Here is a 21,315-nt window from a genome sequence, read left to right on the forward strand (position 1 = left end):
TTTCTGAGGTGGTTAAGACTCTGCAACGCGGATTATGACGCAACCTTCGGTGTTATTTGCCACCCGTTGAGGCTGATCCGCGTCGCCGCTTGGGCGCCGGCGTAATCAGGACCCGGCCCCGGCTGACGCTTACCAGGGCGCCTGCAAGGGTCTGTTTCAGGTGGATTTGCGCTCGCTTCGGGCTGCTTTCGGCGCCGTTTGCGGCAAAACACCGGTCCATTTGCGCGAGCAGGGTCTCGGCCTTGCCGAGCTCGGCCGGGCCCTCATGTCCGAAGGCGTTGATAGCGCGGATCAAAAGGCGAAGCCGGATCTCCTCGGGCAGCGCGGCAAAGGCTTCCGCATCGAACTCCCGCCCCTCCTGCCGCGGCGGCGCGCGCCCTCTCAACGCAAGATAGCGCTCGGCGCCATCGGCCAGCACCTCGACCGCCTCATTGGCCCGACCGAGCCGTGCGGCAAGCCGGGCGAGGCCGCGCGCGTCGCCGCCCTCGGCTGCAAGCATCGGCAGCAGCGCACGCAAGCGCGGGCGGGCGAACGCAAGGTCGCGGTTGGTCGGATCGTCGGCGTAGGCGATGCCCGCTTTGCCCAGCGTCGCCACCAGCCGCGATTTCGGAACGGAGAGCAGCGGGCGCGCCAGCACGACGCCGTCGCGCATGCTCTCGCGCGCCATCGCCGACAGGCCCGCAATGCCGCTGCCGCGGAACAGCCGCATCAACACCGTCTCGGCCTGGTCGTCGCTCGTATGCGCGGTGAGGATATGGGTCGCGCCCGCGCTTTTCGCGGCGTCAGCGAGCAGGCGGTAACGCGCGGCGCGGGCCGCGGCCGGAATGCCGTTCTTCGGCTTGGCGCCGGTCCATTTCATGGTGCGATGTTCGATTTCAAGTGAACGCGCAAGCCGCTTGACGTCGCGCGCCTCGCGCGCAGATTCCGTCCGCAGGCCGTGATCGACGGTGACCGCGATCAGGTGCGGCCCGCGCGAAAGCGCGCGGCGCCAGCGCGCGAAAAGCCACATCAGCGCGACCGAGTCGGGCCCGCCGGACACCGCAAGTACCAGGGCTGGCGCGTTTCTCCAGCCCGCGAACAGGGTTTTCGCGTCGCTGGCCGAGATCGGGGATTGGTCGTCATCTCGCATGGCGGTGCTGCAGTTCGAGCCCGCTCATCCTAAGCGCGCGAGATGCGAGGCGCTACCGGATCAGGCGCAGCGCACGCCTCGATCTCAGCACTTGACCCGCTTCTGCTCGCGGTCGACGGCGGCTTTGACGCCGGCGGCGGCGCGCGGATATTTGCGCATGACCTCGCCGAAGGCGGCGCAGGCGGCCTCCTTCTCCTTCAGTGCGGCGAGCGATTGTCCGAGCCGCAAGAGCGCATCGGGCGCCTTCGTCGCCTTGTCGTACTTGCTGGTGACATTGAGGAAGACTTCGGCGGCGTCGCGATATTGCTGGCGCTGGAAGTAGCTTTCGCCGAGCCAGTATTGGGAATCGCCCACCAGGGGATCGTTCGGATATTTCTGCGCAAAATTCTTCATCGTGTCTTCGGCGAGCGCGTAGTCCTTGCGCTGCATGTAGCCGATGCCGAGATCGTATTCGTCGCGCGGCGAGTTCGTGGGCGGCGCGGTGACGAGGCCACCGCCGGTGCCGTTGGGATTGCGCGGCGGCGGGGGCGGCGGAGCACCCTGCTGCGGCGGCAGGCCGGCCTGGATGTTGGCGCCGTTGGAGAGGTCGAGCGGCGCGCCGGGTACGCGCCCGTCGGGCACAGCGCCCGAGCCGTCGGCCTGAATCGGCATTCGGCCGCCGCCCAAGGCCTGCGGGGCGCCCGGCGCGTTCGGGTTCTGGGTGGGATCGAAGGCATCGCCGCGACCGCCGCGCGACGCCGGTTCAACGATCGGCGCGGGAGTGGTCGCGATCTGCTGCTGCGGATAGCCTTGGCTCGGGTAAGCCTGCTGCTGCGGATAGCCCTGCTGCGGCCGGCTATAGCCGGGCTGGGGTTGTTGCCCGTAACCCGGCTGCGTGTAACCGCCTTGATAGCCGGGTTGATAACCCGCCTGGGCCGGCTGCTGGTTATAGCTCGGCGCGGTCTGCGCCGGCGGCGACGCGGCGACGCTGGGCTGCTGCCCCTGCGCCGGCTGTGGGTTGGCCCCGAGTTGCCGCAGTTGCTGCTCGAGCAGTTGATTGCGGTGCTGCAATTCCTCGTTCTGCCCGGTGAGCTGCCGAAGCTGCTCTTCCAGCTTCTGGATGCGCATCTCCGGATCCGCATCATCCGATTGAGCAAAGGCCTGCGACGACAGAAAGACCAGCGCGGCGATCGCCGCGGCGCCGGTCAGCTTGAGGAAATTCGACGACATATTGCCCTGACGAGGAAATCAGCCCGACATCGGCGAGCCCGGCACAAATGGGAGACGGAGTACGCCGGAATTGTGACCGGAGTTCCGAATCCGACGCCGGATCGCGCAGGTCAGGTTTAGTACCGGCTTCCAAACAAGCAAGGGGCTTGTTGGCGCAGGCTGTTCATCAAGATGACTGAGGCCGGAACCTGGGGCAATTCCGCGGTTCATCCCACGCCGGCTTCAGCACCGCCAGCCGCGGCGCGCGATGCCCGCGTGCGAGCCTGCTGAAATGAAACCGGCGCCCGAAGGCGCCGGCAAATTCGAGGCTGGCTTGCGCGCCGCTTTCTCAAGAGCTCGCGTTCAGCACAGTGACCGCACGGCGGTTCTGCGACCAGCAGGAGATGTCGTTACAGACTGCGACCGGGCGCTCCTTGCCGTAGGAGATCGTGCGCATGCGGCTCGGATCGATGCCGTGGCCCTGCATATAGGCTTTGACCGTCTGGGCGCGGCGGGCGCCGAGCGCGATATTGTATTCGCGGGTGCCGCGTTCGTCGGCGTGGCCTTCGATGGTGAAGCTGTAGCGCGGATAGGCCTGCAGCCACTGGATCTGCTTGTCGAGCGTGGCAACCGCCTGCGGGCTCAAGTCGGTCTGGTCGCTGTCGAAGAAGACGCGGTCGCCGACATTGACCACGAAGTCCTGCTGGCTGCCGGGTGTCGCAGCGCTCGCCATCGCGTCGGCCCCGAGCTTGTTGGCGCAGGCGCCCATTGACAGCGCGACAGCCAGCACCGCAGCCAGCCTCAATCCCTGGAGGATACGCATAGCATTTTTCATTCCGGAGCCTCCACGCTCACGTCTTGGTACTGCCATCCGGTCTACAGGGGGTTGGTTAAGCGAACGTTCCGTCAACCTTGATGGGGTGTTGCCTCGCCCGATCAAATGCCCCCGAACCGCGAAAAGCCGCGGCAATAGTTAATGGGTTGTAAATGTGGCGCGAGGGTGAAGGCAAGTCACGTCAGGCAGCGCAGGCGCCCCTTTTCGCGGGAATTTTGCCCGTGTTGTCCGAATGCCACCGCGGAGCGCCGCGGGTGAGAGGGAACCGGCGGCCGGCTAAAGCGATAGGGCCTCGTCCGGGCTGAGCGGCACCGAAGCGAGGACCGGCCGCGGCGAAGCCTTGCGGTGGCTTGTGCGGTCGAACAGCATCCGCCGCTCGAATGCATTCGAGCGCATGATGGGAAACCGCGCCAGAATCTTTTCACGGACCTTCCGGAAGTCTGACGCCATCAAGACGACCTGTCTGGTATTCCAGCCCGGAAATGGACGCGGTCCGGCGATCGTTTCGGACAGAAGGACGCGGCGATAGAACGCCTGATGATCGGTACGCACCATCGCAAGGCCCGTATCGGCGTTGAAATAATCGCAGGCCATATAAGCGAGCCGAACCGTCAGATAAGGGAGTTCCTGGAACCGTTGCGCCTTTTCCGGGTCTGCCGTGAAGCGCGCCGGGTCGACGAAAACTTCGCCTCGATCGAGGCGTTCGTGAAGGACATCGCCAAACAATTCAGTTGAATAGGACTGCCGCCACTCCGACGTCAGCACATGGATACGGAAAGAACCACAGAGCTCTCCATCGACGAATATGCCGAAAAGCCAGACGTTAGGCGCATCGTCATAACGATCAATGACGCGCCGCGACTCCGATGGCGAAATCAATCCGCCATGCAGGTAGGCCCGGTAACGCATCAAGTAGATGGCATCTTTTTCTTCGGGAGCTTCGATCAGCCGGTAGTCGACGCGCTCAAACAGCCTTGCTCCTCGCACAAGCGGCGAGCTGGGTTCGGCGCCGGACTTCATCAGGTACTCCCAAACTTCCTATCAACTTCCGCGAGTGGGAGACCTTAACGGTTCCTTAAGGAAATTGCAAAGCCTTGAAAGGGTTAGGGTTAACCTTTCGGCACCGCAAAAACCCGGTTATGCCGGGGAAAAAAGCGGCGGATCGGGACAGATCAGGCGATCGATCGCGAAGGGACGGAGACGATCCGATCCTCCGGAGTGCGGCGGCCATGCGAAGCGTTGAGGAGCTGGCGCACGCGAACCGCAGGGACCGGCCGGCTGAACAGATAGCCCTGCGCCTCGGTCACCGTGCCGTCGGCCGAGATCCGCTCGAGCTGCTCGTTGGTCTCGATGCCTTCGACCACGACGGACATGCCGAGATCGGCCGAAAGCCGAGCCACCCCTCGCAGCAGCGTCAGCGGGCGATCGCTGTCGATGCCTTCGAGGAAGGAGCGGTCGATCTTCACCTTCTGCAGCGGGAAGTTATGCAGATAGGAAAGGCTCGAATAGCCGGTGCCGAAATCGTCCAGCGAGATACGCACGCCGGTGGCGCTGAGCTGCGACAGCACGTCGTGAGTGAGCTGCGTGTTGCGCAACAGCGAGGATTCGGTGATCTCGATCTCGAGCCGTTGTGCCGGCAGGCCCGAGACCTCGAGCGCATAGCGAACCTCGCTCAGGATATCGCGCTGATGGAATTGCTGCGGCGAGAAGTTGACGGCGACGCTGACGCCTTCCGGCCATTTCATGCATTCCATGCAGGCCTTGCGCAGGATCCAGCGGCCGAGATCGACGATCAGTCCCATGTCCTCGGCAACCGGGATGATGTCGATCGGCGACACCGTGCCGCGCACCGGATGATTCCAGCGCAACAGCGCCTCGCAGGTGGTGATCTTGCCCGACTTCAGATTGACCAGCGGCTGGTAGAAGAGCTCGAACTCCTCGTTCGCCAGCGCCTTGCGCAGGTCGAGCTCGAGAGTCCGGCGAGCCTCGACGATCTGCGCGAGCTCGTCGCGGAAGAAACAGAAGGTGCCGCGGCCGTCCGCCTTGGCACGGTATAGCGCCATGTCGGCGTTCTTGAGCAGGGTATCGGCGGAGACGCCGGGCGAGGTCATCGCGATGCCGACGCTGGCGCCGATCTCGACAAGGTGATTATCGATCTTGTAGCGCTCGCTCAAGTGGTCGACGATGCGACGCGCCAGGCCGGCCGCGTCATCGGCGCCATGGATGTTCTGCTGGAACACCACGAACTCGTCGCCGCCGAAGCGCGCGACGAAATCTTCCGGCCGCATCATGTTGCGCAGCCGCTCGGCGACGGCGCACAAGAGCTGGTCGCCGCAGGGATGACCTAGCGTATCATTGACCTGCTTGAACTGGTCGAGGTCGATGAACAACAACGCCGAGAGCCGGTCGGCATCGCACGGCGCCTTGAGCAGGCGTTCGATCTCGTCGCGGAAATTGACGCGGTTGGGCAGCGCGGTGAGCTCGTCAAAGCGCGCCAGATGGATGATCCGGGCTTCGGCGTTGCGCCGTTCGGTGATGTCCTCGAGCAGCACGACGCCGCCGCCGGCCATCGGCTGGAACTTCCAGGACAGCGAGCGGCCGCGCGCAGAATCGGGATCGGTCGTGATGATCTCGCGCGTCTGCGTGCGCTCGATCTCGGCGAGGATCATCGTGCCGCCCTCCGCCGGGATCGATCCCGCGGCGACACAGGCTTCGATGAGATCAGACGCGCTCAGATGGCGGTCGAGGGCGTCATCCGGCAGGTTCAGCATTTCACGGAAGCAGTTGTTCATCACGACCAGTCGCCCGTCGGCCCGAAACATGCAAAGGCCGTTCGGCATGTTGTTCAGGGCCGTGTCGAACTGGCCCGCCAGCGCTGCTTCGCGTTCGCGCGCCACGACCGCGCGCATGAAAATCCTGTGCAGATTGGCCGAGAGCTGCATGACGGCAAAGAGGAATGCGGCGCAGACGGCCGACATCGCGATGTAGTAAGGAGTGGCATGCAACGCCAACGCAATCACGGTTGGGCCGAACATGATGATAGCCTGGAGACGGAATATCCCCTTCCGTCCGTAGGCCCTCCCGGCAGCTCCCGCCACAATTCCCGTGGTAACGGACAGGGCGATCATGTGAGCGACTGCGTCGTCATTGCTCAACAGGCTGGCGAAGCACCATAGGCCGATCACGGCCGCCTGGATCATCGCTCCCACCTGATAGCGCCTCTGCCATCGCGCAGCTTCTTCGGCGGTCAGGGTCGATTTGCGGGTCTGGTACCGCCACAAATCATACGCGCGGGCAGCTCCGGCGAGAATGAGCAGCGGAACGAACATCCAGATCAAAATCTGTCCCGTCTTCAACGCGGTCAGGGATGCCGCGAAGGCCGAGAAGACAATGCCGGTCAGCACCGTACCAGGAGCCTCGAAGAGAGAATCGGTCAGCGCCGCCGCAACGTTCGGCGAGACCTGCTGATCTGTCTCCTTGTTCTGGCTTTGGAGCTGCATTTGAAGACGGCGCGTCCTGTTCGAGAGCAGTTCTACAATTGCTAAATGAAGCCTTTCTGAGCGAACATCGTTAAAGGCGCGTTGTCTCGCATCGCGCATGAACGAAATTCCGTCATACAATCAATTGAATAGGAAAAGTTTGCCGACCACGATGCAAAGCGAACGCGCATGCGCCTGAAAAAGCGTGCAAAGTTTTCCGAAAACAGTGCGTGTTCAGGCGGGCGGCGACAAACGCAATGGGAAGCGGACGAATGTCCTTTTCGCTCAGCCTTCCTGCTCGCTCGCACCTGATTGGCCTGAAAACCGATCGCCGACTTTACGCCGGCGCGCACCTCCGGGTCCGGATCATCCGCTCGCGCATGCTCACGACAACAATGGCGACCAGGCGGGGTCGGAGGCATAGCCCGGCGTCGGCACGCGTTGCTCGTTGCGGCCGTTGACGTCGACGGTAAACAACGACGGCCCGCTGTTGCCGCCGGGGTCGCGGAAGAACATCAGCACGCGCCCGTTCGGCGCAAAGGTCGGCCCTTCGTTGTGGAAGCCGGAGGTCAGGATGCGCTCGCCGGAGCCATCGGTCTTCATGATGCCGATGGCGAACTGGCTGTCACCCTGCTTGGTGAAGGCGATGTAGTCGCCGCGCGGCGACCAGACCGGCGTCGAATAGGTGCCGTCGCCGAAGGAGATGCGCTGCGCCTGCCCGCCGGCCGCCGGCATGACGTAGATCTGCGGCTTGCCGCCACGGTCGGACTCGAAGCAGATCTGGCTGCCGTCCGGCGAATAGGAAGGCGCGGTATCGATCGCCGGCGTGTCGGTGAGGCGCGTGGTCGATTTGGAGCGCAGGTCCATCACGAACAGGTTCGCGTTGCCGCCCTCCTGCAGGCTCATGATGATACGCTGACCGTCCGGCGAGAAGCGCGGCGCGAACGACATGCCGGGGAAGTTGCCGACGATCTCGCGCTGGCCGGTCTCGAGGTTGAAGAGATAGACGCGCGGCTCGTCCTGGCCGAATTCCATATAGGTGATTTCCTGGGTCGAGGGCGAGAAGCGCGGGGTGATCACGAGATCGGCGCCCTTGGTCAGGTAGCGCACGTTGGCGCCGTCCTGGTCCATCAGCGCGAGGCGCTTGATGCGGCGTTGCGAGGGGCCGCTCTCGTCAATGAACACGACACGGCTGTCGAAATAGCCCTTCTCGCCGGTGAGCCGCTCGTAAATCTGATCGGAGATGATGTGAGCGATGCGGCGCCAATATTCCGGCGATGTGACGTATTGCTGGCCGGTGAGCTGCTGGCCGCTTCCGACGTCCCAGAGACGGAATTCGGCTTTGAGCCGGCCGTCGCTTTGGCGGGTCGCACGGCCCGTCACCAGCGCCTGTGCATTGATCTGCTTCCAGCTTGCAAAAGTCGGAGGCTGGTCAGGGTTCTTGATTTGCTCGATGAAGGCATTCTGGTCAATCGGAGCAAAGAGCCCCGAGCGCTTCAGATTGTTGGTGATCACCCCCGTGATGCCCGCGCCGACATCGTCGTCCGTCGGCGCGCCGCCGACGAAGTTGGGGATCGCGATCGGCATCGGCTGGAATTCGCCTGGATCGATTCGCAGCCGTCCCTGCCCCCATGCGGATTGAATACCGAGGGTGGCCACCGCCGATCCGGTGGCGATCATGAACCGGCGTCGCGTGACAAAGGGGATGTTGCTCATTTCAACCACTGCCTTGGATTTACAATCACAGCAAGTCTTTAAGGCCGAACGTCATCGGAATGTACTTCCAGGTGTCATACTGATCCTTCGGCAGGAACGCATAGGCCTGGCATTCCTCGACGGCGCGCTTGGCGCTCTCGGCCATGGCGTTACCGACCGAGCGCGAGGGGCCACGGACGGCGACGATCACGGGCTCGGAGGCCACCGTGCCGTCGAGCCGCAACCGGATGTCGATATCGACCTCGAATTGATCGGCGTCCTGCCCGTTATAGGGGAAGTTGAAGCAGCGGCGGACCGCCCCGACGAACGCGCCCTTCCAGGTCGCGATCATCGCATTGGCGTTGCCAGTCTTGGTGCCGAGCGCGGCGTTGGAATTGATCACGGCACCGGTCACGGCCTGCCGCGTCGGATCGCGCTTGTCGAGCAATGCGGCGATCCTCGACTCGTCGAAGATGCGCTCCTTCCGCTTCGGCGGCTGCGGCGTGACTTTGGCTGCCTGCTTCGGCACCGGTTTCTTCTTGTCCGCCTTCAAGGCATCGGCGATCGGATCGTCGCCCTTCTCATCAGGCTTCTTGTCCGCCTGCTTGGATTCCGCTTTCTTGGGCTCCGGCTTCGGGTCGGGCTTTTTCTCGATCGGCTTGTCGACGGGCTTCGGCGGCGGATCAGGCGTAGAGGTTGAGGTCACGACCTCCTTCTTGTCGATCTTGCCGACCGCGTCATCGACGGGTTTTGCCTCGGCAACCTTGTCGACCAGGGGTTTCGGATTTTCCTTCTTGCCGCTCTTGATGCCGGCGGTCATCTTCGAGGTGTCGTCCATCGAGATGTCGACGGGGATGATATCCTCCGGCGGCGGCGCCTCCAGCGAGCGCGCCGAAAACGAGATCAGACCCCATCCGATCACAAGCACGTGCAAGGTGATGGACAGCGCCGTCCCCTTACGCTCGCGCAGTTTCCGGATGAGGTCGCCGGCTCTCACGAACCCTGCTCCGGGACCACCACGATACTGGCGCGATAGCCGGCGTCGCGCGCCAGGCCCAGCACCTTCATCATGTCGGAGTAACAGGTGTCGCGGTCGCCGCGGATCTTGACCACCTGCTCGCCGCCGCCCTTGGAATCCTTGATGGCCTTGATCTTGGGACCAAGTTGATCCAACGGGATCTGCGTGTCGCCGAGATAGATATCGACATTGGAGACGCAGGTGCTGTTGCCGTTCTTCTTGACCGTCACCTCGAGCGGCTGCGTGTCGGCGTTGCTTGCGGTGCCGCCGGCGGCCTTCGGCAGATCGACCTGGATATTGACGGTGAGCAGAGGTGCGGCCACCATGAAGATGATGAGGAGCACCAGCATCACGTCGACCATCGGCGTGACGTTGATCTCCGCCATCACCGGTTTGCGCCGGCCGCGGCGGCCGCCACCCCCGGACGAGCTTGCCACGTTCATCGCCATGTCTTGGTGCTCACCGCTCCGCTCATATTATACCGTGCCTCAAGCCCGCTCGTCGATCTGACGGGACAGGATCGCCGAAAATTCATCGGCGAAGCCCTCGAGCCGCTGGGCCTGCCGGTTCACCTCGGATGTGAACTTGTTATAGAAAATCGTCGCCGGAATGGCGGCAATCAGGCCGATCGCGGTAGCAAACAGGGCTTCCGCGATGCCCGGCGCGACCACCGCGAGCGACGTGTTCTTCGAGGCCGCAATCGACTGAAAGCTCGACATGATGCCCCAGACCGTGCCGAACAGGCCGACGAAGGGGCCCGCGGAGCCGACGGTCGCGAGCACGAGCAGCCGGCGCTCCAGCCGCTCGATCTCGCGCGCAATCGAGACGTTCATCACCTTCTCGATCCGCATCTGCAAGCCGGCAATCGAGCGGGCGTGGCTTTCGAACGACCGCTTCCACTCGCGCATCGCCGCGACGAAGCAGGCCGCCATCGATTGCGTCGGTTTGGCTGCCAGCGCGCGATAGAGCTCTTCGATCGATTCACCCGACCAGAACGCCTGCTCGAAACGATCCATGGCGCGGCGGGTGCGCGAATACAGAAACAACTTGTCGATCGCGATCGCCCAGACCCAGACCGAGCACGACAACAGGCCGAGCATCACGCATTTCACGATCCAGTGCGCCTGCCAGAACAACGCGATCAGCGATACGTCTGCGGCAGCTGGCAATGGAATGGCTGCCTGGGCCACATCGGCCGGATTCATCAGCGATATCCCTTCAACGCAAGTGTCCCAATTTACGGAGCGCTAGTCGGCCGCCGGACTCAAAACCCGCGCGGCTCGAGCCGCGGCGGTAAGCGCCTGCGCAAAAAGCCCTGTCTCTCGCATGGGAGGCCCGCCGAAGCCGTGAGGCCTGCAATCCCCTGCCAACATGTCAAAACGAGGGCTTCGTGCCCGGCGTTACCCTGCTTACCCAACGCTAATCAGAGTTAACGTCCAGTTACCAAAGGGGAATTTTAACTGCGTCAAATGCGGCAGGATTAGCGTCCGCCAAACAGATTTAATGTTCCCGGATAAGAAAACCGCCCGTTTGCGGCTTGCAAACGGGCGGTTCTGTGGGGCCTCGGGCTTTTTGGGGGCATGACGCCCGGGCTTTGGCTTAAGGTTAGCGCCTGATCCGATCGGAAAACCGCTGCGCACTTTTACGGATCATGTGAAGCACTAGCCTTGCGGCGGCTGGTCGTTCGGCGGGGTCGTCGGACGGTTGCGGTGCTGCGCCATGAACGCGTCGAACTCTTCCTTGTCCTTGGCGTGGCGGAGGCGGGTCAGGAATTCCTTGAAGTCCTGCTGCTCCTCCTCCAGGCGCCGCAGCGTCTCCTGACGGTATTCATCGAAGGCGCGGTTGCCGCTCGACGGCGGACCGAAGCCGAAGCCATGCCGCTCCATGCGGTTCCTCATGCGCTCCATCTTCCACTGCATCCGCTCCATCTTGTTCTGCCATTTGTCGTTCCAGCGATCGCGGTCGTAGCCGTTCCAGCAACCCATTTTTCTGCTCCCGAGTGTGAAAAAGAGAAGGGCAAGTCCGATCGGCCACCAGATCAGGAAACCGAGGATGGTCACGGCGATCCAGCCGGGGTGCCACGGACTCTCGAGCATGCGCGGGCGGTAGTAGGGCTCTTCTGTGGGGCCGCGCCATCGATTGACATCTGAGGTGTAGGCCATCTGCCTCTCCATACATCATCACGCTACGGCATCACGCCGCCGTGAATGTAAATAACATTTACATACGTATCGCATCCCCGGATTTTGTCAAGCCGACGACGGGTCGCGCCGGCCAACTTATTTTTGGAACATTATTTCGGCTTGCCCCAGGGACTGGGTTTCTCGTCCGCCGGCTTCGGCTCGGGTGAGCGGCGATCAATGGGGAAACCGAGTCCGCGAAGGTAGATCAGCACTTCGGCTTCGAGCAATTCATCCGCCGTCATCGGCAGCCTGCGCCGGGCGCCGTCGGCGCGCGCAAACAGAGACGCGACGCCATGCGACATCGCCCAGATGTGCAGCGCCATCATCAGGGCCGGCGGGCGCGGCACGCCAGGGGGCGCCAGCGCAGCCAGTCGCTCGGCCGCGGCGCGGATGATCGCAAACGCCCGCTCGCTGGCAGCAAGCAAGGCCGAATTGGTGTCGAGCGGAATGCTCGATTCGAACATGGCCGAATAGTACGCGGGATTTTCACGCGCGAAGTCCAGATAGGCCCTGCCGACGCGTTCGAAGGCGGTCACGGTATCGGGACGACCGTCGTCCCAGGCGTCCGTCAGCGCCGCCTCGAACTGCTCAAAACCGCGCTGGGCGATAGACGACAGCAACTCGTCGCGGTCGCGGAAATGACGATAGGGCGCGGCGGGACTGACGCCCGCCATGCGCGCGGCATCGGCAAAGGTGAAGCCGGCCGCGCCCTTCTGCCCGATCAGGTCAAGCGCTGCCTGCAGCAGCGCTTCCCGTAAGTTGCCGTGATGGTAGCCGCGCTCGCGGCCCTGATCCTTGCGCCAGTTCATGTAAACAGCTTTTACATGAAGCCGGCGCAAAAAGCACTAGCAATGCCGCGCAGGCCGGCGCGGCATTCATGCGAATGAACGAGGCGGCAACAACCGCTAACGGCCTGGGATCGGCAACACCGGCATGATCTCGACGGCTTCACCCGGAAAGATCGCGAAATGCGGATGACTTTCGAACATCTTCGCCGCCGCCTCATGCGATTCGGCGCGAACGACGGTGAAGGCCCCCATCTCGTTGCTGATGTCGGCAATTCCGCTCGCGCCAACCCGCTTGGTCTTGCCGAGCGGCCCGCCCATGTCTGCGAGCGCCCCCTGGTGCTTCGCCACCCATGCATTCCAGGCGGCCATGCCCTCTTTCTCCTTGGCCTTCCGCTCAGCCTCGGATAGCGCGTCCCATGCGGCCCGCTTCGCACTGTTCTTGCTGCCGACGAAAACGGCGAGGTAAGTGTTGCTCATCGTGTGTCTCCCTGGTTGAGGCGATGGATCAGTTCTTGCGAGCCTGCAATTCGTTAAAGCCGGAGGCCGCCTCCTGAATCTCCGGCGGGAAATCGGCCATCTCCTGCACCTGGCGGATCTCGATGACCTCGTTATTGGAAGCCGGGCATTTCTTGGCCCATTCGATCGCCTCCTCTTTCGATTTCACCTCGATCATCCAGTAGCCGCCGATCACCTCCTTGGCCTCAGTGAACGGCCCGTCGGTCACGACAGGTTTGCCGCTTGCAAAGGAGACGCGCACGCCCATCGACGGCGGATGCAGCCCGTCGAGCGTGACCAGCACGCCGGCCTCCTTCAGCGCCTCGTTGTATTTCATCATCGCCGCCACACGCTCGGGATCGAGCTTCACATCGGGCGGCGCGGTCTCGTAGCCCGATGGGATCATCAGCATCATGAATCGCATTTTTGTTTCTCCGTTTCGAAGTCTTTTTGGCGGCGGCTCAAGCCGACACTCGTCAACAAGACGATGGAGGTTGTGCGGCGCCGACAGTCCTGGCGGAATTATTCCGACGTGGTTGCCTCATGAGCGTCGAGGCTCAATCGTCGATCGCCTGATAGGCGGCGGTCCAGAAGTCGGCCATCACCTGTGGAGCTATCGGCGAGTCCATCAGCCGCTGGGTCAACAGGATCCCGGTGAGCTGTTCCCTGGGGTCGGAATACCAGGACGTGCCGTAGCCGCCCTCCCAGCCGAAACGGCCGGGGTTGGTGTGAAGGTGATCGCGCCTGGTGAAGACAGAAACGCCAAAGCCCCAGCCGCGATTGTCGTTGAAGAACAGCTCCGAGCCGACCTTCTGTTCCGCTGTGAGCTGGTCGGATGTCATCAGCTCGACCGCGGGCCGCGACAGAATGCGCTCATTGCCGAGACGGCCGCCGTTCAACAGCATCTGTGCAAAGGCGTTGAAATCTTCCGCGGTCGTGACCAGCCCGGCACTTGCATTTTCGAACACCGGTGGACTTGAAAATTTGCCGGTGACGGGATCATCGAACACGATGAGCTTGTTGGACTCGCGATCGCGGACATAGGTGGTGGCGAAGCGGTCGTGCTTCTCCGGCGGCGCGTAGAAGCCAGTGTCGTTCATACCAAGCGGCTCGAAGATGCGCTCGCGCAGGAATGCGCCGAGCGTCCTGCCGGAGACGCGCGCGATCAACACGCCCAGGATTTCCGAACCGGCATTGTAGAGCCAGCGCTCGCCCGGCTGATAGACCAGGGGCAGCGTGCCGTAACGCCGCATCAATTCGTCCGGCGGCATTTGTGGAAACACCGGTCCCGGCGCGAGGCCTATCGCGGTGATTGCCTTCTGGATCGGATAGCGATCCGGAAAGACCGGGATCATCCCGATGCCAAGGCGGAAGGTCAGGATGTCGCGCAACGTGATCGCGCGCCTCGCCGGCACGGTGTCGTCGATCTCGGATTCGATGGAGCGCAGTACCCTGCGGTTGGCAAGCTCCGGCAGGATATCGTCGATGGGATCATCGAGCCGCAGCTTGCATTCCTCGACCAGGAGCATCGCCGCGACCGCGCCGACCGCCTTCGTCATCGAGGCAATGCGGAAGATCGTATCGGGCTGCATTGGCGTGCCACCTATTGCCATATTGCCGATAGCATCGACATGCACCTCGCCGTGACGGCTCACCAGCGCCACCAGACCCGGCATGCTGCCGTTCTCGACATGGCCGGACATGATGTCGCGCATGCGCCTCAGGCGGGCCTTCGACAAGCCTCCGATCGCGACCGATCCTTGCATCCTGCTACTCCCCGAAAATTTTGATCCGCAGTGCTAAGACGAACGAGGCCGGCCTGATGCGACATGCCAGGCCAACATTATTTCGTGCTCGCCTGTCATTTCGTTCCTACCCACCGCCGCACCGGTTCCCTCTCGCCTTCCGGCGTCGCCTCAAAGATAGGCGAGGCCAGCACCGCGTGAAGATGCAGCGTGCCTTCTCCGCTGTTGCGAAAGCCGTGCAGCCGCCCGGCAGGGATCAACAGCGATTGCCCGGCCGTGACCCTGACATGATCGGCGTCGATCCACATCTCGGCCTCGCCATCGCGCACGGTCAGCACCTCTTCCACCGGATGCGAATGCGTCGGCGCGCCGGTTCCGGGAGCGACCCATTGCTCGAAGATGCAAAGCTGCGCTGCCCCGCGCTCTGCGGAAAACAGCATCCGTGTCTCAACGCCCGGGCGCCAATGTTCCACCGGGCACCTGGCAGAATCGCAGATCGTCATGACAAACCTCTCGCGTAACCGTCCGTCCGCGCAGTAAAAGCAGACCGCTCGCCGCTACGCCAGATTTGACAGGATAAGGATGGACCATCGATGACCGCTTCCGCGCCAAAAGTCGCCCTTGTCACGGGAGCCGCGCGCGGCATCGGACTTGCGACCGCCAAACGCTTTCTCGCCGACGGCTGGCGCGTGGCGCTGCTCGACATCGAAGGCGACTTGCTCGACCGCGCGGTGGCCGCGCTCGAGAAGCCGGACGACACGCTGGCGCTAAACTGCGACGTCTCCGATTCCGCCGCGGTGGCGGGGGCTATCGCTCAAATCGCAAAGCGCTTCGGCCGGCTGGATGCGCTGGTCAACAATGCCGGCGTTGCGGTGTTCGCGCCGCTCCTGGAAACCTCGGACGCCGACTGGAGCCGGATCCTTTCGGTCAATCTCACCGGACCGTTTCTCTGCACCAAGGCGGCAGCGCCCCTGATGCGCGAGCACGGCGGCGGCGCCGTGGTCAACGTCACCTCGATCTCGGCGGTGCGCGCCTCCACGCTGCGCTCGGCCTATGGCACCAGCAAGGCGGGGCTTGCGCACCTGACCAAGCAGCTCGCGGTCGAGCTCGCTTCGCTTGGCATCCGCGTCAATGGCGTCGCGCCCGGGCCGGTCGACACCGCGATGGCGAAGGCGGTCCATACGGCCGAAATCCGCGCCGATTATCACGATGCGATCCCGCTCAACCGCTATGGCCTTGAAGAGGAGCTGGCCGAGGCCATCTTTTTCCTCAGCAACGATCGCGCCAGCTACATTACGGGGCAGATCCTGGCGGTCGATGGCGGATTCGATGCCGCAGGCATCGGCCTGCCGACGCTGCGCGGCCAGCGCCGAAACGGATGACGCGCCCGAGGACAGCAGACCATGAGCATGATGCGTATCATCTTCATTCTCCTGCTTGCAATCGCGCTGTGGTTCTTCGCAGCGAGGCTGGCGCGCGCGGATGTGCGCATCCTCAGCAGCCCTGGCGGCGCGGTCGAGCCCTTCATCGACCTGTTCGACAAGGTGCGCACCTCCGGAGAGCGCGTCGTCATCGACGGCCCCTGCATGTCGGCCTGCACACTGGTGTTGAGCATCGTGCCGAGCAACCGCATCTGCGTGACGCGGCGCGCGGTGCTTGGCTTCCATGCCGCCCGCTCGATCGACCGCCGCGGGCACATCTATGCCGAGCCGGAAGCCTCAAGGCTCGTGCTCGAAGCCTATCCCGGCCCGGTGAGAGACTGGATCATCCGCCGCGGCGGATTGACGTCGCACCTGTTGTTGTTGCGCGGACGCGAGCTGGCGGCGATGTACCGCTCGTGCCGGTGACGATCACGGTCTGAGATTGTGCGGAAGTTCGTAGGGTGGGCAAAGCCAACGGGTCCGCGCGAACGCGCGGCCCGATGACAGACTCCGCGTGCCCACCATCGCGACATCAGATAGATGGTGGGCACGGCTTACGCCTTTGCCCACCCTGCCAAGTCAGCTCACATCCCTTCGAGCGGGCAGTTGACCATCCAGGGCGTGCCGAACTGGTCGACGCACATGCCGAAGCCCTTGGAGAAGAAGGTCTTGCCGAACGGCATGTTCTCAGCTCCGCCATCGGCGAGCTGCTTGAACTTGTGCTCGGCCTCGGCGAGATCGGCAATCGTCAGCGACACCGAAAATCCCTGCGGCTTGTTGAAATGTCCGGGAGGGGCGTCGGAGGCCATCAAGGTTTGGCCGTTGATCGACATCCGCGCATGCATGATCTTCTTTTCCCAGCCGGGTTGCGGCTTCATGTCCGCCGGCCCCTCGTCGGCGCGCAGCAAGAACTCGATCTTTCCGCCCAGCACTTTCTCGTAATACTTGAACGCTGCTTCGCAGTTGCCGTTGTAGAACAGGTAAGGATTCAACATCGCTTGCTCCTTGGTGGGTGATGGGCGGGTGGAACTAGGTCTCGGTGATGGTCTTGAGGTTGGCGAGGCCGGTCTCGAAATCCTTGCCGATCATGCGGTCCATGTTCATGAACACCTGCATCACTTTCGACATGAAGGGAGCAGGACCATGCATCACCCAGATGACATTGGTGGCACCGCCCAGCGGCGACATTGTGAACTCGGCGGTGTTGTGCCCCTCGAACGGCTTGAAGAAATCGAGCTTGATCACGATCTTCGAGGGCTGCGTCGCCTCGAGGATTTCCATGCGACCGGAGCCGACATTCTTGTTGCCGTCCCAGGCGTAGACCGCGCCCCTGCCCCGCTCGGCTCCCGAATAGGTCCGCTTCAGCGCTGGATCGCGTCCCTCCCATGGCGACCATTTCAGCCATTGATGGAAATCCGCGATCAGCGGAAACACCTTGTCGGCCGGCGCGTTCACGACGGCCGTGCGCTCGATGCGGAAGGTATCGGGCTTGCGCGCGGCCAGGATCAGCACCACCACGATGATGATCGCAAGCACGGCGCTAATGATGATCAGGGTCTCGAACATGAATAGCTCCATTTGCTCTCAAAAGATCTTCAGGTGCGTGGCGACGACCTCGCCAAGATAACCGGTCCACAGGATGGCGCCCACGAATGACGTCGGCGGAAAGGTCGTTAGCGCCAGACACGGCATGCTGATGGTGCCGAGCGCACGCGCCAGCGCCTCGCTCGCACCGTAGCCGATCCGGTCCATCGCTTCCGTCACAACCGGCCACGGCACCAGCCGGTTCACGCCGTCCAAAAGCAGGAACAGGATGACAAGTCCGCCGATCAGACGGCCCAGCAAATAGGCCCGCATCGAGACCGGCTCGCCCAGCGCGTAGGTCGACATGGCACTCTCCCCGAAATTCGTCTGCATCAGTGATGCTCTGGCCAATAGACGAACGGGGAAGACGCGGACCGACAGGTGGGTGCAAATTTTTCGCAATCCATTCTGTCGTCATGCCCGGGCTTGCCCCGGGCATCCATCAGGACAAGCAAAGTCATTGCTAGGTGATGGATGGCGGGCCTTCGCCGCGCCGAAGGGGCTTCGGCCCCGCAGGCGGGTCAAGCCCGGCCATGACGAGGTCGTAGGTTGGAGTTACTTCCCCGCTTTCGCATCGCGCTGCTTGCTGTCGCGCATCAGGCGATCGAGATGCATGCGGATGTGGGCGGCCTCGGCCGAGGTATTGGCGAGCGCGATGGCGCGGTCGAAGGCGACGCGGGCTTCCTCATTGCGGCCGAGCTGCAGCAGGAAGGCGCCGCGCACGCCGAAAAAATGAAAGTAATTCGAGAGCCGCGACGCCAGGGGCTCGATCATCTCCAGCGCCGCCTCGGCGCCCTTCACCTTGGAGACCGCGACCGCGCGGTTGAGCGTCACCACCGGCGAGGGCTGCATGACTTCGAGCGCGCCGTAGAGCAGGTCGATCTGCCTCCAGTCGGTATCTTCCGGCTTTTCCGCGCGGGAATGCAGGGCCGCGATCGCGGCCTGGATTTGATAGGGCCCGCTCTTGCGATGGCGCACAGCCTTGTCGATCAGCGCGAGCCCCTCGACAATCAGCTTCTGATTCCAGCGCGACCGGTCCTGGTCCTCCAGCAGAATGAGCGAACCATCCGCGGCGAATCGTGCATCGGTGCGCGCGTACTGCAACAACAGGAGCGCGGTCAGTCCCATGATCTCCGGCTCGCTCTGGAACAGCCGCAAGAGCAGCCGCGCCAGCCGGATCGCCTCCTCACACAGCGGCTTTCGGATTTCGGCGGTATCGCCGCTTGCCGAATAGCCCTCGTTGAAGATCAGGTAGATCATGGCGGCCACCGCAATCAGCCGCTCGGAGCGCTCGATTGCACCCGGCGTTTCGAACGGCACATTGGCCTCCGCGACGCGGGCCTTCGCGCGCGTGATGCGCTGCTCCATCGTGGCTTCGGAAACGAGAAAGGCGCGCGCGATCTGCTTCACCGTAAGCCCCGAGACGATGCGCAGCGCCAGCGCAATCTGCTGCGTCGCCGGCAAATCCGGATGGCAGCAGATGAACAGGAGCCTCAGGATATCGTCGCGGTAATGCGAGCCGTCGAGCCGCTCGGCGATCTCTTCCTCGGCATCGTCGAGATCGGAGATCGCCTGGTCGTCCTCGGGCAGCGGCTGCTGCTTGCGATGGCGCCGCACCTCGTCGATCGCGACATTGCGCCCGACCATGATCAGCCAGGCGGCGGCATCGCGGGGCGGGCCGTTTTGCGGCCAGGTCTTCAGCGCGCGCAGGCAGGCGTTCTGGAACGCTTCTTCCGCGGTGTCGAGATTGCGGAAATAGCGGAGCAGCGCGCCGACCGCCTGGGGCCGCGCCGACGTCAGCGCGGCGTCGATCCAGGCGGTGTCGGTCGTGGTCATGCAGGCGCCCTCCCGGGCGAGAACATGCCGACCGGGCGAATTTCATAGGCCCCGCCAGGATTGGCGGCGCCGAGATCGCGCGCGACGTCGAGCGCTTCGTCCAGATTCTTGCAGTCGATCACGTAGAAGCCGAGCAATTGCTCCTTGGTCTCGGCATAGGGGCCGTCCAGCACCAACGGCGGATCGTCCTTGCGGAGCGTGGTCGCTGCAGTGGTCGGCAATAGCCGCGCGACCGGACCGAGCCGGCCCTGTTTGGCGAGCTTCTCTTGCACGGCGGAAAGCCTCTTCATGACGGTTTCGTCCTGCTCCTTGGTCCAGGAGCCGACGAAATCCTCGTCATGGTAGCAAAGGATGGCGTAGAGCATGCGTTACGGTCCCCGTTCATCTCGAAGACGAACGAGTATGCGCGCTGCCGACAGCGACAGGTAAGAAAATTTTCTGGCGCAGGTTCCGCGCAATCAAGCGCGTCTTTCGCAACTCCGGGGGGCGGCCGCGGCGAAAGGGCATCACCGCGGCCGCAAAAATCGTGCGAATTACCAGGAGATGCCGTATCTGGCGGCGATCCGCCGCGCCTTGGCCTCGTCGCTTTCATGGCCGCGGGCCTGTACATGTCGTCTGGACGCGTGGGGTTTGCCGCTATCGGCAACCTGCGGCTTCGGCGTTTCCGCGGGCTTGGCGGCGTCCGGGTGAGCGACCGGCGGAAGCGGCTGAGCCGTAGCAGTGGTCGCCGCCGGGGGCGGGTCATTGGCGGCAAGAGTCGGATCGGTGCTGGACCCGCCGGCCTGGGCGGACGCCGAAACCAGAAGCAGGGCAGATATCAGGATCAGCTTGCGCATGGGAGGGTCTCCGTGTTCGGTGGCGGCAAACTGGACCCTTGCGCCGATCCGCACTGTGGTGCAGGTCACGCTGAGTCTTTTGGGGCAAATTTCATGAGCAAAGGCGCGCTGGCGCTATTGATCCACGGTGGAACCGACAATTGGTCGCCGGAACGCTGGAAAGCGAGATTCGACGAGGTTTGCCGCGAGCGCCGCGTGCTGCCGCTGGCCGAAGCGAAACGGGCGGCTGGCGAGGTTCACTACGCCGCCGTCTGGAAGCCGGCGCCGGGCGAGCTCGCCGGATTTGCAAATCTCAAGGCGATCTTCAATCTCGGCGCGGGCGTCGACGCCTTGATGGCCGACAAGACCTTGCCGGACGTGCCGCTGGTGCGGGTCGCCGTCGACGACCTCACCGGCCGCATGGCCGAATATGTTGTGCTGCATGTGCTGATGCATCATCGGCAGGAGCTCTATTTGCGCGAGTCGCAGCGCGAAAAGCGCTGGGCGCCGAAATCACAGTGGCCGGCGGGCGCGATCTCGGTCGGCATCATGGGGCTGGGGGTGCTTGGCGCCAACGCGGCAGAAGTGCTCGCCCGCATCGGCTTTGGTGTTGCGGGCTGGAGCCGCAGCGCGCGGACGATTCAGGGCGTCGAATGCTTTCACGGCGAGGCCGGCTTTGAGGCCTTCCTGCGCCGCACCGATATTCTGGTTTGCCTTTTGCCGCTGACGCCTGGCACGCGCCACGTCCTCAATCGCCAGGTTTTTTCAAAGCTCCATCGCGATAGCCCGATGGGCGCGCCGGTTCTGATCAATGCCGGCCGCGGCGGGCTGCAGAACGAAGCCGATCTCCTCTCCTGCCTCGACGACGGCACGCTGGGTGCGGCGTCGCTCGATGTGTTCGCTGAGGAGCCGTTGCCAAAGGAGAGCCCGTTCTGGACACACCCGAAGGTCGTGCTGACGCCGCACAATGCCGCCGACACCGATCCCGACGAGATCTCCAACTATGTCGCGCGCCAGATCGAACGTTTTGAGGCGGGCGACCCGCTCGAAAATGTCGTCGACCGCGGACGGGGGTATTAGGCGCTGCAAAGCGATTGCCCCGAC

At 63.5% G+C, this 21,315-nt stretch carries 24 protein-coding genes; 3 read left to right on the forward strand and 21 right to left on the reverse strand.

Going from position 1 to position 21,315, the window contains the following annotated elements; all coding sequences use genetic code 11:
• Nucleotides 1-52: 52 nt before the first annotated feature.
• The 15 genes from tilS to VKR55_RS18145 all read right to left on the reverse strand — a co-directional run bounded on the left by tilS (nucleotide 53) and on the right by VKR55_RS18145 (nucleotide 14,995).
• Nucleotides 53-1,129: a tRNA lysidine(34) synthetase TilS gene (gene tilS / locus VKR55_RS18075; RefSeq protein WP_324405359.1), complete on the reverse strand. Its 1,077-nt coding sequence runs from the start codon at nucleotides 1,127-1,129 to the stop codon at nucleotides 53-55.
• Between the two features lie 84 nt (nucleotides 1,130-1,213).
• Nucleotides 1,214-2,338 (reverse strand): tol-pal system protein YbgF, encoded by a 1,125-nt coding sequence (ybgF, locus tag VKR55_RS18080; RefSeq protein ID WP_324405361.1) that lies wholly within the window; start codon nucleotides 2,336-2,338, stop codon nucleotides 1,214-1,216.
• A gap of 328 nt (nucleotides 2,339-2,666) precedes the next feature.
• Nucleotides 2,667-3,152: a peptidoglycan-associated lipoprotein Pal gene (pal, locus tag VKR55_RS18085; protein WP_324405363.1), complete on the reverse strand. Its 486-nt coding sequence runs from the start codon at nucleotides 3,150-3,152 to the stop codon at nucleotides 2,667-2,669.
• 276 nt (nucleotides 3,153-3,428) lie between these two features.
• On the reverse strand, nucleotides 3,429-4,172 hold the full coding sequence (locus VKR55_RS18090; protein WP_324405365.1) for an N-acyl amino acid synthase FeeM domain-containing protein: 744 nt from the start codon (nucleotides 4,170-4,172) through the stop codon (nucleotides 3,429-3,431).
• A gap of 152 nt (nucleotides 4,173-4,324) precedes the next feature.
• Complete coding sequence (locus VKR55_RS18095) at nucleotides 4,325-6,652, reverse strand: putative bifunctional diguanylate cyclase/phosphodiesterase (protein WP_324405367.1); 2,328 nt, start codon at nucleotides 6,650-6,652, stop codon at nucleotides 4,325-4,327.
• A 363-nt stretch (nucleotides 6,653-7,015) separates the two neighbouring features.
• Nucleotides 7,016-8,347, reverse strand: coding sequence for a Tol-Pal system beta propeller repeat protein TolB (gene tolB, locus VKR55_RS18100; protein WP_324405369.1), 1,332 nt, complete (start codon nucleotides 8,345-8,347; stop codon nucleotides 7,016-7,018).
• A 25-nt stretch (nucleotides 8,348-8,372) separates the two neighbouring features.
• On the reverse strand, nucleotides 8,373-9,323 hold the full coding sequence (locus VKR55_RS18105; RefSeq protein ID WP_324405370.1) for a protein TolA: 951 nt from the start codon (nucleotides 9,321-9,323) through the stop codon (nucleotides 8,373-8,375).
• On the reverse strand, nucleotides 9,320-9,793 hold the full coding sequence (locus VKR55_RS18110; protein WP_324405371.1) for a biopolymer transporter ExbD: 474 nt from the start codon (nucleotides 9,791-9,793) through the stop codon (nucleotides 9,320-9,322). The genes VKR55_RS18105 and VKR55_RS18110 overlap by 4 nt, the downstream gene beginning before the upstream one ends.
• 39 nt (nucleotides 9,794-9,832) lie before the next feature.
• Nucleotides 9,833-10,549, reverse strand: coding sequence for a protein TolQ (tolQ, locus tag VKR55_RS18115; RefSeq protein WP_324405372.1), 717 nt, complete (start codon nucleotides 10,547-10,549; stop codon nucleotides 9,833-9,835).
• 456 nt (nucleotides 10,550-11,005) lie between these two features.
• Complete coding sequence (locus VKR55_RS18120) at nucleotides 11,006-11,506, reverse strand: DUF2852 domain-containing protein (protein WP_324405373.1); 501 nt, start codon at nucleotides 11,504-11,506, stop codon at nucleotides 11,006-11,008.
• A gap of 131 nt (nucleotides 11,507-11,637) precedes the next feature.
• On the reverse strand, nucleotides 11,638-12,336 hold the full coding sequence (locus VKR55_RS18125; protein WP_324405374.1) for a TetR/AcrR family transcriptional regulator: 699 nt from the start codon (nucleotides 12,334-12,336) through the stop codon (nucleotides 11,638-11,640).
• A gap of 96 nt (nucleotides 12,337-12,432) precedes the next feature.
• Nucleotides 12,433-12,792, reverse strand: coding sequence for a hypothetical protein (locus tag VKR55_RS18130; protein ID WP_324405375.1), 360 nt, complete (start codon nucleotides 12,790-12,792; stop codon nucleotides 12,433-12,435).
• 28 nt (nucleotides 12,793-12,820) lie between these two features.
• Nucleotides 12,821-13,234, reverse strand: coding sequence for a YciI family protein (locus VKR55_RS18135; protein WP_324405376.1), 414 nt, complete (start codon nucleotides 13,232-13,234; stop codon nucleotides 12,821-12,823).
• A gap of 133 nt (nucleotides 13,235-13,367) precedes the next feature.
• Complete coding sequence (locus VKR55_RS18140) at nucleotides 13,368-14,576, reverse strand: serine hydrolase domain-containing protein (protein WP_324405377.1); 1,209 nt, start codon at nucleotides 14,574-14,576, stop codon at nucleotides 13,368-13,370.
• 95 nt (nucleotides 14,577-14,671) lie between these two features.
• Nucleotides 14,672-14,995: a cupin domain-containing protein gene (locus VKR55_RS18145; RefSeq protein ID WP_324405378.1), complete on the reverse strand. Its 324-nt coding sequence runs from the start codon at nucleotides 14,993-14,995 to the stop codon at nucleotides 14,672-14,674.
• Nucleotides 14,996-15,148: 153 nt separating this feature from the next.
• On the opposite strand from VKR55_RS18145, the gene VKR55_RS18150 reads away from it, so the two are divergent.
• Together VKR55_RS18150 and VKR55_RS18155 are read left to right on the forward strand one after the other, a co-directional pair.
• Nucleotides 15,149-15,937 (forward strand): SDR family NAD(P)-dependent oxidoreductase, encoded by a 789-nt coding sequence (locus tag VKR55_RS18150; RefSeq protein ID WP_324405380.1) that lies wholly within the window; start codon nucleotides 15,149-15,151, stop codon nucleotides 15,935-15,937.
• Nucleotides 15,938-15,964: 27 nt separating this feature from the next.
• Complete coding sequence (locus tag VKR55_RS18155) at nucleotides 15,965-16,402, forward strand: hypothetical protein (RefSeq protein WP_414642393.1); 438 nt, start codon at nucleotides 15,965-15,967, stop codon at nucleotides 16,400-16,402.
• A gap of 158 nt (nucleotides 16,403-16,560) precedes the next feature.
• Here VKR55_RS18155 and VKR55_RS18160 read toward each other — a convergent pair whose 3' ends face one another.
• From VKR55_RS18160 to VKR55_RS18185, 6 genes are all read right to left on the reverse strand, one after another.
• A complete protein-coding gene (locus VKR55_RS18160; RefSeq protein ID WP_324405381.1) occupies nucleotides 16,561-16,971 on the reverse strand; it encodes a VOC family protein in 411 nt (136 codons plus the stop codon).
• A gap of 34 nt (nucleotides 16,972-17,005) precedes the next feature.
• Nucleotides 17,006-17,542 (reverse strand): SRPBCC family protein, encoded by a 537-nt coding sequence (locus tag VKR55_RS18165; RefSeq protein ID WP_324405382.1) that lies wholly within the window; start codon nucleotides 17,540-17,542, stop codon nucleotides 17,006-17,008.
• An 18-nt stretch (nucleotides 17,543-17,560) separates the two neighbouring features.
• Entirely contained in the window at nucleotides 17,561-17,866 is a 306-nt protein-coding gene (locus tag VKR55_RS18170) for a DoxX family protein (protein WP_324405383.1), read from the reverse strand.
• A 249-nt stretch (nucleotides 17,867-18,115) separates the two neighbouring features.
• Nucleotides 18,116-19,396: an RNA polymerase sigma factor gene (locus VKR55_RS18175; RefSeq protein ID WP_324405384.1), complete on the reverse strand. Its 1,281-nt coding sequence runs from the start codon at nucleotides 19,394-19,396 to the stop codon at nucleotides 18,116-18,118.
• The gene (locus tag VKR55_RS18180; RefSeq protein WP_324405385.1) at nucleotides 19,393-19,761 is read right to left on the reverse strand and encodes a YciI family protein; all 369 of its coding nucleotides are present in this window, start codon (nucleotides 19,759-19,761) and stop codon (nucleotides 19,393-19,395) included. Before VKR55_RS18180 ends, VKR55_RS18175 begins: the two co-directional genes overlap by 4 nt.
• A gap of 168 nt (nucleotides 19,762-19,929) precedes the next feature.
• Nucleotides 19,930-20,232 (reverse strand): hypothetical protein, encoded by a 303-nt coding sequence (locus VKR55_RS18185; protein ID WP_324405388.1) that lies wholly within the window; start codon nucleotides 20,230-20,232, stop codon nucleotides 19,930-19,932.
• Nucleotides 20,233-20,325: 93 nt separating this feature from the next.
• On the opposite strand from VKR55_RS18185, the gene VKR55_RS18190 reads away from it, so the two are divergent.
• Complete coding sequence (locus VKR55_RS18190) at nucleotides 20,326-21,291, forward strand: 2-hydroxyacid dehydrogenase (RefSeq protein WP_324405389.1); 966 nt, start codon at nucleotides 20,326-20,328, stop codon at nucleotides 21,289-21,291.
• Nucleotides 21,292-21,315 lie beyond the last annotated feature (24 nt).

The sequence above is a fragment of the Bradyrhizobium sp. genome, from assembly GCF_035309285.1.
GTDB lineage: Bacteria > Pseudomonadota > Alphaproteobacteria > Rhizobiales > Xanthobacteraceae > Bradyrhizobium.

Excerpts from the sequence above, each read along its gene's own strand:
- VKR55_RS18140 (WP_324405377.1), bottom strand. The coding sequence starts at position 14,576 with ATGCAAGGATCGGTCGCGATCGGAGGCTTGTCGAAGGCCCGCCTGAGG.
- VKR55_RS18130 (WP_324405375.1), bottom strand. The coding sequence starts at position 12,792 with ATGAGCAACACTTACCTCGCCGTTTTCGTCGGCAGCAAGAACAGTGCG.
- VKR55_RS18145 (WP_324405378.1), bottom strand. The coding sequence starts at position 14,995 with ATGCTGTTTTCCGCAGAGCGCGGGGCAGCGCAGCTTTGCATCTTCGAG.
- tolB (WP_324405369.1), bottom strand. The coding sequence starts at position 8,347 with ATGAGCAACATCCCCTTTGTCACGCGACGCCGGTTCATGATCGCCACC.
- VKR55_RS18185 (WP_324405388.1), bottom strand. The coding sequence starts at position 20,232 with ATGCGCAAGCTGATCCTGATATCTGCCCTGCTTCTGGTTTCGGCGTCC.
- VKR55_RS18165 (WP_324405382.1), bottom strand. The coding sequence starts at position 17,542 with ATGTTCGAGACCCTGATCATCATTAGCGCCGTGCTTGCGATCATCATC.
- VKR55_RS18180 (WP_324405385.1), bottom strand. The coding sequence starts at position 19,761 with ATGCTCTACGCCATCCTTTGCTACCATGACGAGGATTTCGTCGGCTCC.
- tolQ (WP_324405372.1), bottom strand. The coding sequence starts at position 10,549 with ATGAATCCGGCCGATGTGGCCCAGGCAGCCATTCCATTGCCAGCTGCC.
- VKR55_RS18160 (WP_324405381.1), bottom strand. The coding sequence starts at position 16,971 with ATGTTGAATCCTTACCTGTTCTACAACGGCAACTGCGAAGCAGCGTTC.
- VKR55_RS18120 (WP_324405373.1), bottom strand. The coding sequence starts at position 11,506 with ATGGCCTACACCTCAGATGTCAATCGATGGCGCGGCCCCACAGAAGAG.
- VKR55_RS18190 (WP_324405389.1), top strand. The coding sequence starts at position 20,326 with ATGAGCAAAGGCGCGCTGGCGCTATTGATCCACGGTGGAACCGACAAT.
- VKR55_RS18125 (WP_324405374.1), bottom strand. The coding sequence starts at position 12,336 with ATGAACTGGCGCAAGGATCAGGGCCGCGAGCGCGGCTACCATCACGGC.
- VKR55_RS18135 (WP_324405376.1), bottom strand. The coding sequence starts at position 13,234 with ATGCGATTCATGATGCTGATGATCCCATCGGGCTACGAGACCGCGCCG.
- VKR55_RS18155 (WP_414642393.1), top strand. The coding sequence starts at position 15,965 with ATGATGCGTATCATCTTCATTCTCCTGCTTGCAATCGCGCTGTGGTTC.
- pal (WP_324405363.1), bottom strand. The coding sequence starts at position 3,152 with ATGAAAAATGCTATGCGTATCCTCCAGGGATTGAGGCTGGCTGCGGTG.
- VKR55_RS18110 (WP_324405371.1), bottom strand. The coding sequence starts at position 9,793 with ATGGCGATGAACGTGGCAAGCTCGTCCGGGGGTGGCGGCCGCCGCGGC.
- VKR55_RS18095 (WP_324405367.1), bottom strand. The coding sequence starts at position 6,652 with ATGCAGCTCCAAAGCCAGAACAAGGAGACAGATCAGCAGGTCTCGCCG.
- VKR55_RS18170 (WP_324405383.1), bottom strand. The coding sequence starts at position 17,866 with ATGTCGACCTACGCGCTGGGCGAGCCGGTCTCGATGCGGGCCTATTTG.
- VKR55_RS18175 (WP_324405384.1), bottom strand. The coding sequence starts at position 19,396 with ATGACCACGACCGACACCGCCTGGATCGACGCCGCGCTGACGTCGGCG.
- ybgF (WP_324405361.1), bottom strand. The coding sequence starts at position 2,338 with ATGTCGTCGAATTTCCTCAAGCTGACCGGCGCCGCGGCGATCGCCGCG.
- VKR55_RS18090 (WP_324405365.1), bottom strand. The coding sequence starts at position 4,172 with ATGAAGTCCGGCGCCGAACCCAGCTCGCCGCTTGTGCGAGGAGCAAGG.
- VKR55_RS18150 (WP_324405380.1), top strand. The coding sequence starts at position 15,149 with ATGACCGCTTCCGCGCCAAAAGTCGCCCTTGTCACGGGAGCCGCGCGC.
- tilS (WP_324405359.1), bottom strand. The coding sequence starts at position 1,129 with ATGCGAGATGACGACCAATCCCCGATCTCGGCCAGCGACGCGAAAACC.